This is a genomic window from Burkholderia sp. SCN-KJ (assembly GCF_024656005.1).
Classification (GTDB): Bacteria; Pseudomonadota; Gammaproteobacteria; order Burkholderiales; family Burkholderiaceae; genus Burkholderia.
Window position 1 is genome coordinate 1 of sequence record NZ_JANKOG010000113.1, and the last position, 346, is coordinate 346.

At 65.6% G+C, this 346-nt stretch carries 1 protein-coding gene; it reads left to right on the forward strand.

Annotated features, from left to right (window positions below):
- Window positions 1-22: 22 nt before the first annotated feature.
- A partial coding sequence (locus tag NQV17_RS37875) for a hypothetical protein (protein ID WP_257776173.1) occupies window positions 23-346 on the forward strand: 324 nt, incomplete at its 3' end.

Genomic DNA, 346 nt, shown 5'->3' on the forward strand with positions numbered 1-346 from the left:
TGCTGACGAGAGGCCGGTCGACGTGGAAGTCGACAGCGAGGCGACCGAGCTATCGGTCGAGCTCAGGCCGGTCGACAACGAGCTGATGCCGGTCGAGGTCGACGTGGACAACGAGCCGATCGAGCTGGTCGCCGACGAGAGGCCGGTCGACGTGGAAGTCGACAGCGAGGCGACCGAGCTGTCGGTCGAGCTGAGGCCCGTCGACAACGAGCTGATGCCGGTGGAGGTCGACGTCGAGAGCGATGAAATCGAGCTGGTCGCCGAGGACAGGCCGGTCGACGTGGAAGTCGACAGCGAAGCGACCGAGCTATCGGTCGAGCTCAGGCCCGTCGACAGCGAGCTGATA